The organism is Geobacillus sp. WSUCF1 (genome assembly GCF_000422025.1).
Lineage (GTDB): Bacteria > Bacillota > Bacilli > Bacillales > Anoxybacillaceae > Geobacillus > Geobacillus zalihae.
In genome coordinates, this window is record NZ_ATCO01000274.1 from 1 (window position 1) to 10,786 (window position 10,786).

Genomic DNA, 10,786 nt, shown 5'->3' on the forward strand with positions numbered 1-10,786 from the left:
CGCCGGCGCGCAGCGAAGGCGGCACACGCCTTTATACAGCTGAGGACATCGAACGGCTGAAAAACATCGTTGCCGCGCGCGAAGTGCTCGGCTTTTCGCTGCAGGAGCTGCAGCATTTTTTGGCGCTGAAAGAAACGATGGAGACGCATCGGGCGGAATATCGACATGCGGCTGCTGGGAGCGAAAAACGGCGTGAACTGGAACAAATCAGCGCTGGATTGCGTCGGCAAATCGCCATGCTGGAAGAGAAAATGAAGAAGATGGCCATGCTGAAGCAAGAGCTGGAACAAATGGCAGAGCGGGTAGACGCCCTCTTGCAAGAAAGGAGAGAAGAATAGTGGAGGAAGGGAGAAAAACAAAGGCGCGATGGATTACCGTCGCCGCCGCCTTTTTAGCGTTTATGGGCATCGGGATCGTCGACCCGATTTTGCCGGTCATCGCCGAAAGCATCGGCGCCACCCATTGGCAAGTCGAAATGTTGTTTACCGCCTACATTTTGACGATGGCGGTCATGATGATCCCGGTCGGTCTTGTTGTCAACCGTATCGGCGATAAACAAATGATGGTGATCGGGCTTGGCCTCGTTACGATTTTTTCGTTGTTGTGCGGCTTTGCTTCTACTATCCCGCAGCTGTCGCTCTTTCGCGCCGGCTGGGGATTGGGCAATGCGACGTTTTTCGCCACAGCCATGACGTTGTTGATCGCGTTGACGCCGCAGGCAAGCACCGCGGTCGGCCTGTATGAAGCGGCGATCGGCCTCGGCATGGCCGGCGGTCCGCTCGTCGGCGGACTGCTTGGCCAACATTCATGGCGCTATCCGTTTATCGGCACGAGCGTCTTGATTTTCATTGCCTTTTTACTCGTCACCTTTTTCGTCTATGATCCGAACAAAGGAAAGCCGAAAAAAGCGGTCGGCCTGCAAGAAATGCGGCGGTTGCTTTCGTTCCCGCCATTTTTAAAAGGGGCGGTCGGCGGCATGCTTTACTATTACGGCTTTTTCGTCGTATTGGCGTATTCGCCTTTGATCATTGGACTGTCGGCCATCCAAATCGGCCTCGTTTTCTTCGGCTGGGGGCTCTGCCTTGCTTATGGCTCAGCGGTGCTCGCCCATCAGCTTGAGAAACAATATGAACCAAGGGAAATTTTGCCATACGGTTTGCTGATGTTCGCAGCCTTATTGCTGCTTCTTGTAGTCGCCAAGCCGACATGGCTTATGGTAACGCTCATCATTTTGTCTGGGCTCGTCTCCGGACTCAACAACGCTTTGTTTACAAGCTATGTGATGGAAACATCGCCATATGAGCGGGGAGTGACGTCCGGCACGTACAACTTCGTCCGCTGGCTCGGAGCGGCCATCGCTCCGGTGCTGTCCGGCATCATCGGCCACACCATTTCCTCAAAAGCACCGTTTATGGTCGCCATGGCGCTGGCGCTCATCGCCTTTCTGTTCCTTTCTTGGCGCAAGCGCAAGACTTCGGCACCCAAAACGGCATAGCCGTAAAAAAAACAGGCGATCACAATCATTTCGCGTCTAAAATCAGAAAACGCCCGTTCCAGACGGGAACGGGCGTTGTTCACAATTCGCTTCCCGGCCGCAGCCATTTTGTCATCGTGTTCGCGGCGGCGAAGCATTGCCCTTTTTCACGAAACTGCTTCCATCCTCCTGCTTATGGCGCTCGCTGTTCAGCTATGAACCGTCCGCTTCTCGCTGATAAGAACGCCGCGTTTTTTCATCTCGTCCATATACACATCCCCCGGAACGATTTGCTCCGGCGGATAGACGCCGCGCTTTGTGATCACCCCGCGGCCGATGAGCTGAGCGACAGCAGAAATCGTGTAGGCCGTCGTGCGCGCCATCGCCGTTACCTTGTTTTCGCGGTCATTAAACGTGACGGTCTCGTATTCCAATACCGTTTCCTTCCCGCCTTTTCGGCCGCCGACGATGACCCGAAGCAACACCACATCATCTTTCCCTTTCAAATCAAGCAGCGGCTTCAGGACGGAAAGCAGCACATCGCGCGGTTTGACTTTGCATCCATTGACCTCCACTTCCACATCGTGGCGCGTCAAGTTCAAATCGACGAGCAGCTTAAATTTTTCTGCATGGCCGCGGTAGCGGATCGTTTTGTACTCGAGCCGCTTCAAGTTCGGAAACGAGCGCGAGAGCGTCGACGTCCCTCCTGAGGTATGAAACGCTTCAAGCGGCCCAAACCGGTCGAAATAAATCGGTTCCACTTCGGAAAGCGACGGCACTTCCTGCTTTTGGCCGTCGCGGATAATGAGAGACGGATCGGTGTAATGGTCAAGCAGCCCTTCCAAGGAAAACACATGGTTGTACTCCAGCGGCGGTTCGGGGCGGACAGGAATGCCGCCGACATACAGCAAGATGGATTCCACCTCATCGAGTTGACTCGCCCCATAGCCGGATAAAATGTTGATCATTCCGGGTGCGACGCCAAGGTCGGGATGATGGTCACCCCAGCGGCTTGAGCTTGTTCATGCAGCTCAAGCACCCGGTCGGTGATATGGCCGATATGGCCGCCTAAATCAACGGAATGAACACCCGTTTCGATCGCTGTTTTCGCCACCGTTTCATTGAAGCGGTAAAACAAGGCATTGACGACGACATCATGCCCTTGCATGGCCGCTGCCAGTTGTTGCGGATCGCCGGCATCCACCCGCACAGCGGCAAGCTTTTTGGAATGAAGCTGCCGCACCGTCTGCTCCGCCTTGGCCAAATCGACATCCGCCAACGTCACCGCCTCAACATCTTGGCTTTGCACTAAATCGCGCGCCGCTTCTTTGCCCATCAGCCCCGCTCCAAGCACGAGCACTTTCATCGTTCTTTCCCCCTCTGTCACCGATTCTTTGCCATACGCTCACATGACAGCCGCTTTTTTCACATCTTTGCCGCGGCCGCTGCTTCGATTCACGATATAGGTTCCACGTTGATCTTCGCTTCTCTTTTGCCGACCATGTTGCAAGCGACAGCCCGGTTCAATCATCGGTATCGATTTGCGCCCGTTGCAGCTTGCCGCTGAAATCGACATAAATGCTCCGCCATTCGGTGAATACGTCAAGCGCCGCGACGCCGGAGTCGCGGTGGCCGTTGCCCGTCCCTTTCGTGCCGCCAAACGGCAAATGAATTTCCGCTCCCGTTGTGCCGGCGTTGACATACACGATGCCGGTGTCCAAATCGCGCATTGCTCGGAAGACGCGGTTGACATCGCGGGTGAAAATGGCGCTTGACAGCCCGTAATCGACACTGTTGTTGACGGCGATCGCTTCGTCCAAACTGCGGACGGACATGATCGATACAACCGGGCCGAAAATTTCTTCACGGGCGATGCGCATATTCGGCGTAACATCGGTGAAAATCGTCGGCGCGTAATAAAAGCCGCGCGCATAGTCACCCTCGCGCAATATATAGCCACCCACAAGCAGTTTCGCCCCTTCTTCTACGCCAATGCGCACGTAGCGGTCGATTTTTTGCAGCGCCTCTTCATGGATGACGGGTCCGACTTTGACCGTTTCATCCAACCCGTTGCCGATTTTCAATGCTTTCACGGCTTCAAGCAGACGCCGCTCAAGCTCCTGTTTCACCCGCTCATGGACGATGACCCGGCTGCACGCCGTGCACCGCTGGCCTGATGTGCCGAACGCACTCCAGATGATGCCGTCAACCGCCAATGTCAAATCGGCATCATCCATGACGATCACCGCGTTTTTCCCACCCATTTCGAGCGACACTTTTTTCAACAGCCGTCCGCATTTTTCCGCAATCATCCGCCCGACTTCATTCGATCCGGTAAATGAGATGACCTTGACATCAGGATGCTCGACGAGCGCATTGCCGACTGTCGGCCCGTCACCGTGGACCACATGAAACACTCCCGGCGGCAAGCCGCTTCTTCAAAAATGCGAGCTAATTCCTGCGCCATGATCGGTGTCTCGGGCGCGGGCTTCCATACGACCGCATTGCCGGCAACAATGGCCGGGAACGACTTCCAAGTGGCGATGGCAATCGGAAAATTCCATGGAGTGATGATGCCGACAACCCCCACCGGCACGCGGACGCTCATGGCAAATTTGTCTTTCAGTTCAGACGGCGTCGTATCGCCGAACAACCGCCGCCCTTCCCCCGCCATGTAAAACGCCATATCAATGCCTTCCTGCACTTCGCCGCGCGCTTCCTCAATCACTTTGCCCATTTCCATCGTCAACAGCCGTGCCAATTGTTCTTTCCGCTCCTTTAGCAGCATCCCAACTTTATACAAGATTTCCGCGCGTTTCGGAGCCGGCACGAGGGCCCACTGTCTTTGCGCTTCTTTGGCTGCTTGAACGGCCTCGTCAATATCGTTTGGCCCGGACATCGCCACCTCGGCAATCGTTTCCCCCGTCGCCGGATTGATCACCGGCGCAAATTGCCCGGTGCTTGGCTCCTTCCATTCTCCATTGATATAGTTTTGGATTTCCACTGTATACTCCCCCCATTTTTCTAGATGATTTATTGAGATAATTTATACATTGAACGCCGAGCGATGATCGTCAGGACTTCCTCTTGGCCCGCAAGTCCTGGATCGTGGCGGCCACCGAAATGTGGTCCGGATCGGTCAACACCTCAATCACCGTCGGCTTCTTGGCCTCAAGCGCCAACAGAAGCGCTTCCGTGAACTGTTGTTCCGTCTGTACTTGGAACCCGCGGCCGTTTAGGTATTCTGCCAAACGGGCAAACGACACGCGGCCTAAATCGGTGCCGATGACCCGCCCCGGAAACTGCAATTCTTGATGCATGCGGATGGTGCCGTACATATGATTGTTAAACACAATGCTGATGATCGGAATATCGTATCGAGCGGCCGTTTCCAACTCCTGCACCGTCATCATAAAGCCGCCATCCCCGGATAAAGAAACGACGGTCCGGGCGGGAAAGGCCAGTTTCGCGCCAATGGCAGCCGGCATGCCATATCCCATCGCTCCTGACGTCGGGCCGATGTACGTGTGCCCATCCCCAAACGGGAAAAAAGCATGAAGCCAACCGGCGAAATTCCCGGCATCGTTCGTAATGACCGCATTTTTTGGCAAATGGCGCGCCAAACTGGCCATCACAACTTCATAGAGATTGCGATGTTCCACCGGCAGCCTGGCCGTTTGTTCGTACCGTTTCCTCCGTTCAGCCGCCCATTCTTGCCAAGACGGCCGCACCGCGATATCGAGCAAACGGGACAGCACTTCCTGACAGTCAGCCCAAACCGCGAGATCCGGTGCATACACTTTTCCGAATCCATCGCTGTCGATATCGATGTGAATCAGCGTCTGATTGGGAGAGAGCAAACGGTAATCTTGTGTCGTCACTTCCGATAGCCGCGTTCCCAATGCCATCACCACATCCGCCTGCTCGGCCGTTTCCATGACCGCTTTGGGCGACCCTAGACCTAGGTGTCCGACATAGCACGGATGGTTGTGGGGAAACACGTCATGCCGCCGGAACGCCGCCATGACCGGAAGTGCATACTTTTCCGCCCATAAGCGCAGCAACTGCTCGGCTCCCGACCATTTAACGCCGCCGCCGGCAATCACGAGCGGCCGTTTGGCGCGCTTCAGAATCTCTTCAATGTTCTGTATATCCTCTTGCCTTGGTGCCGGCTTCGGCACATCAGTCTCGGCTATCACTGCTTCCGCTATCGTTTTGGAAAAGACATCTTCTGGCAGTGAAACGACGACGGGGCCGGGCCGCCCTGTTTTCGCGGTGCGAAACGCCCGTTGCACCAGCTCTGGCACCCGCTCGGCTTCGCGAATTTCGACCACCCATTTGGCGATCGGACGAAAAAACGCTTCCATATCGACTTCCTGAAATCCTTCACGCCCTAGGAAGCGGCTGTTCACTTGCCCCAAAAACACGACCATCGGAGTGGAATCTTGCCTCGCGGTATGGACGCCAATCGCCAAATTCGCTCCGCCAACCGCCCTTGTAGCCAGCACGACGCCGCACTTTTGCGACGCTTTCGCATACCCTTCCGCCATAAAGGAAGCACCCCCTTCATGGCGGGCGGAGATGAACTCGATGGATGGCTCATCATAGATGGCATCAAGCAGGGGCAAATAACTTTCCCCCGGCACACCAAACACATAACGGATTTGTTCCTGTTTGAAACATTCGACGATGGCTTGAGCCACCGTGATGTGACGCATCGTTCTCTTCATGGCGCCGATTCCTCCCAATCCACTTGCTTCCATCGTTCAACGGCTTGCTCTAGACGCTCCATCGGCGCTGACAGCGATACGCGGACATATCCTTCCCCTGCGGATCCAAACGCTGTTCCCGGTGTTACGATGACTCCCGCTTCTTCCAGCAGTTTGGCGGCAAATCGTTCGGACGAGTATCCGTCATAGACCGGGATCCACAAGAAAAAGGTCGCTTTCGGCCGCTGCACGTCGATGCCCAGTTCTCGAAGTCTCTCGGCCATCATATTCATGCGTTGTTCATAAATGCGGCTATTTTCTCGAATAAACGTCCGTCCGTTCGTCAAAGCGGCCACCGCCGCCTTCTGGATCGGAATAAACTGGCACGTATCCGTGTTGCTCTTGATCACCGAAAGCGCTCGAATCATGTCCCGGTTTCCGACTACGTATCCGATGCGGCAGCCGGCCATGTTATAGCTTTTGGACAACGATCCAAATTCCACCGCCACTTCCTTTGCCCCGTCCACCTGCAAAATGCTCGGCGCTTGAAAACCAGCAAACGTCACGAACGAGTAGGCCGCATCATGAGCAATGAACATCCGGTGGCGACGGGCAAGTGAAACGGCTTCGGCCAATACATCCAAATCGACAGCGGCGGCCGTCGGATTGCTCGGATAATTGAGAAACATGATTTTCGCTTGGTCATAAACGGACGAGGGAAGCGCATCAAACCGAGGAATATAACCATGTTGCGCATCGAGCGGCAGCGATCGGCTCTGGCCGCGGGCAAAATGGACGGCCGTCCGGTAGACAGGATAGCCCGGATCAGGCACTAAGGCGAGCTCGCCGGGATTGAGAACGGCTTGCAGCAAATGGACGATTCCTTCTTTCGAGCCGATTAACGCCAACACCTCGGTCTCCGGATCGAGCTTGACGCCATATTCCCGTTCATAAAAACGCGCGACCGCTTCCCGATACTCCCTGCAGCCGCCATACGGCGAATACGTATAGTGTTCTGGCGCATCGAGCGCTTCTTTCAACGCTTCGATGACAAAGGAAGGGGGCGGCAAATCGGGGGCGCCGATCCCTAAATCAATGACATCGACCCCGAGCTTTAGCAGTTCTTCTTTTTTCTTCTGAAATCGGGAGAACAAATATGGCGGCATCGTCTGCACAATATCGGAAAATGTGTTCAATCCCATCCCTCCTCATGGCCCTTCGTTTCAGTTTATGCGCACGCCCATCACCCTCATGCCCGTCTCACGTTCAAGAAGCAGCCTATAATACCAATGGCTTTCTCACATCAAGACATCATCAAAATCTTTTTTCTCGAATAGCAGGCTTTTTCACGAAGCTGCTAGAAGGCCGGTGATTTACTGGAGCAACAGCTTACTGGAATCGCTTCTCAAGTAGAAAAAGCTTGTAGCATCGACCCTATTTTCACACGTTCACCCATCGATCAAGGCAAACAGCGGTTTTTCACCAGCCTTCTGGAAAAACGCGATCCAACCATCTGAAACCCGACCCTTTCGCCATAAAAAGAAGCGGCCGGCATCATCCACGGTTCGATGACGCAACTGGCCGCTGTCTATGGAAGCGAAGCGCCGGCGAAGGCGTCGCGATAGACTGCGCAGTTTTCCCCTCATGATCATTCTATGATTCAAAATTTGCACCTTATGCCATTATCATAATCCATCTGAAACGATTTGTAAATATATTTTTTGAAAATTATATATTTTAAAAATAATAAAGAACCACACCAATTTGCACAACAAACAAGAGGGGCGATGAACGTTCGCCCCCCTCCGCTGCTTCGATCAGCACTGAGCGCTTTCCAGCTCATGCTTTTTCCGTTGATCGAACTTCCATATTCTCTCCACCATGCCGAGCATCGCAGCCCGCTTCTTGTCATTGATACAGCGATGACCCTTGCCGAATAAATTGTTGCGCTTTTTCTTTCATCCCTTCCTCTTTGATTTGCCGCTGCAGCTCGTGCGAAATGTTCATCGAACAAAACTTCGGCCCGCACATCGAACAAAAATGAGCTGTTTTCGCCGCCTCGGCCGGCAATGTTTCATCATGGTACTCACGAGCCCGTTCCGGGTCAAGCGACAAGTTGAACTGGTCGTTCCAGCGAAACTCAAAGCGCGCTTTCGAGAGCGCATCGTCACGCTGCTGGGCGGCCGGATGCCCTTTCGCCAGATCAGCCGCATGGGCGGCGATTTTATAGGCCACGACCCCGGCGCGTACGTCCTCTTTATTCGGCAGCCTAAATGTTCTTTGGGCGTTACGTAACAAAGCATCGCCGTTCCATAAGCGCCGATGATCGCGGCGCCAATCGCTGACGTAATATGGTCATACCCGGGCGCGATGTCGGTGACAAGCGGCCCTAACGTATAAAACGGCGCCCCGTGGCAAATTTCCTGTTCCTGCTCGACATTTTCGCGAATTTTATGCATTGGAATATGTCCGGGCCCTTCGATCATCACCTGCACATCATGCTTCCAGGCGATTTTCGTCAGCTCGCCGAGCGTCTTGAGTTCCGCAAACTGCGCCTCATCGTTCGCATCGGCGATGGAGCCGGGACGCAAGCCGTCGCCAAGGGAGATCGCGACATCGTATTGTTTCAAAATCTCGCAGATTTCTTCAAAATGCGTATACAAAAAGTTTTCTTCATGGTGGGCCAAACACCATTGGGCGATGATCGAGCCGCCGCGCGAGACAATTCCGGTCGTCCGGTTGGCGGTGAGCGGAATGTAATGAAGCCGCACACCGGCGTGGATCGTCATGTAGTCGACTCCTTGTTCAGCCTGCTCGATGAGCGTCTCGCGGTACACGTCCCATGTCAGCTTCTCCGGCACCCCTCCTACCTTTTCGAGCGCCTGATAAATCGGCACCGTTCCCACGGGGACCGGCGAATTGCGGATGATGTACTCGCGCGTTTCATGAATGTGTTTGCCGGTCGATAAATCCATGACCGTATCGGCGCCCCAACGCACCGCCCAAAGCAATTTTTCCACTTCGTCTTCAATCGATGAAGAAACAGCCGAGTTGCCGATATTGGCATTAATTTTCACATGGAAACGACGGCCGATGATCATCGGTTCGCTCTCTGGATGGTTAATATTAGCCGGAATAATGGCCCGACCAGCGGCGACTTCTTGGCGGACCATTTCTGGATCGATTTGTTCACGAATCGCGACAAACTCCATTTCTGGCGTAATGATCCCCCGTTTGGCGTAATGCATTTGTGTCACGGTTTTTCCGGGCTTTGCCCTCAATGGACGGCGCACAAACGGAAGCGAACGTTGGATCGCAACAGAAGACCGCTCCATTTCCTCCACATCGCCGCGCTCGACAATCCAGCGGCGGCGAAGAGGAGGCAAGCCTTTCTCCACGTCCGGTTCAAAATCGGGATCCGTATACGGGCCCGTCGTATCGTAGACGCGCACCGGTTTGTTTTCCACCATTCCTTGCGGCGTTTTCGTTGGCGACAAAGCAATTTCTCTCATCGGCACGCGCACATCCGGACGCGACCCTTCGATGTACACTTTGCGGCTTTCCGGAAACGACATAAACGAGCGGATGTTTTCCATGCGTGGCTTCCCCTTTCAACATAAAATTATGAAAGATCAGATCTGAAGCCACACCGTCTGAAGCGGGGCAAACACGAGAATAGGCGATGGCGGCCGATTCAAAATAAAAACAGGTTCCGACACCGGAACCTGATCGAAGGCAAAAGGCCAAATGAACAAGACACGTCCATCTGTTCCCGCTGCCTGCTTCCCTACGCTGGCATGACCCAGATCAGGTTCAAAGGGTCAAAGAACTTCATCGCGTTCTTTTCTCAGCCCGGCTCTCGGACTCCCCCAGCAGATAAGCGTATCACAATGATGACTGACTTTTTTATTTTATCAGGCAATTGGCAAAGATGCAAACCATTTTATTCCAAACGTTGACTCCCACACGTCGTTTGAAAGCCCCTCTTTCTCGAAGAAAGCGTCCTTTTCCTCACTCACACAGAAAATTTCTTCAGCATTGCCCGCATCTCGTCCGCCATCTGACCGAGCGATGTCGACGAAGAGGCGATTTCCTCGACGGAAGCCATTTGTTCCTGCGTCGCTGCCGATACGTTGGCCGCACCGGACGCTGACTGTTCGACAATATTGGTCATCTGTTGGAGTGCGTCGTTCACTTGGCGGGCATGCTCCGTCATTTGCTCGATGGCGGACGATACTTGTCCAATTTGTTTGCTCACTTGGCCGACCTCCTCGCGAATATGGGCAAATGATTGGCCGCATGCCGCCGCCACGTTCAATCCTTTCGCCACTTCGGAGATCACCTGTTCGGCAGACGCAACCGCCCGCTTCGTTTCTTCTTGAATGTAACCGATCAGCTCGGAAATTTGTTGCGCTGAGCGCGCTGATTGTTCTGCGAGCTTCCGCACTTCATCCGCGACAACCGCAAACCCTTTCCCTTGCTCGCCGGCGCGCGCCGCTTCGATCGCCGCATTGAGCGCCAACAAATTCGTCTGCGACGCAATGCCGGTGATCGCTTCCGTAATCTGTCCAATCTCGTTGGAGCGCTCCCCAAGCCCTTTCAC

Annotated in this window: 5 protein-coding genes, 3 pseudogenes and 1 riboswitch; of the genes and pseudogenes, 2 read left to right on the forward strand and 6 right to left on the reverse strand. The window is 54.3% G+C overall.

The window, feature by feature from the left end; translation table 11 throughout:
* Together I656_RS0117160 and I656_RS00195 are read left to right on the forward strand one after the other, a co-directional pair.
* The coding region (locus I656_RS0117160) for a MerR family transcriptional regulator (protein ID WP_033006968.1) at window positions 1–338 on the forward strand (338 nt) is incomplete at its 5' end.
* On the forward strand, window positions 338–1,495 hold the full coding sequence (locus tag I656_RS00195) for an MFS transporter (RefSeq protein ID WP_015373900.1): 1,158 nt from the start codon (window positions 338–340) through the stop codon (window positions 1,493–1,495). The genes I656_RS0117160 and I656_RS00195, both read left to right, overlap by 1 nt.
* 188 nt (window positions 1,496–1,683) lie before the next feature.
* Here the strand turns inward: I656_RS00195 and I656_RS0117165 are convergent.
* The 6 genes and pseudogenes from I656_RS0117165 to I656_RS00170 all read right to left on the reverse strand — a co-directional run.
* A pseudogene (locus I656_RS0117165) lies at window positions 1,684–2,840 on the reverse strand (saccharopine dehydrogenase C-terminal domain-containing protein).
* Window positions 2,841–2,997: 157 nt separating this feature from the next.
* A pseudogene (locus tag I656_RS0117170) lies at window positions 2,998–4,478 on the reverse strand (aldehyde dehydrogenase family protein).
* A 70-nt stretch (window positions 4,479–4,548) separates the two neighbouring features.
* On the reverse strand, window positions 4,549–6,204 hold the full coding sequence (locus I656_RS00190) for a thiamine pyrophosphate-binding protein (RefSeq protein WP_033006969.1): 1,656 nt from the start codon (window positions 6,202–6,204) through the stop codon (window positions 4,549–4,551).
* Window positions 6,201–7,379 (reverse strand): aminotransferase class I/II-fold pyridoxal phosphate-dependent enzyme, encoded by a 1,179-nt coding sequence (locus tag I656_RS00185; RefSeq protein WP_122983778.1) that lies wholly within the window; start codon window positions 7,377–7,379, stop codon window positions 6,201–6,203. Before I656_RS00185 ends, I656_RS00190 begins: the two co-directional genes overlap by 4 nt.
* Window positions 7,380–8,091: 712 nt before the next feature.
* Window positions 8,092–9,779, reverse strand: a pseudogene (gene thiC, locus I656_RS00175) (phosphomethylpyrimidine synthase ThiC).
* Window positions 9,780–9,950: 171 nt separating this feature from the next.
* Window positions 9,951–10,064, reverse strand: a riboswitch (TPP riboswitch).
* A gap of 134 nt (window positions 10,065–10,198) precedes the next feature.
* On the reverse strand, window positions 10,199–10,786 hold a 588-nt coding region (locus tag I656_RS00170), incomplete at its 5' end, for a methyl-accepting chemotaxis protein (protein WP_235048678.1).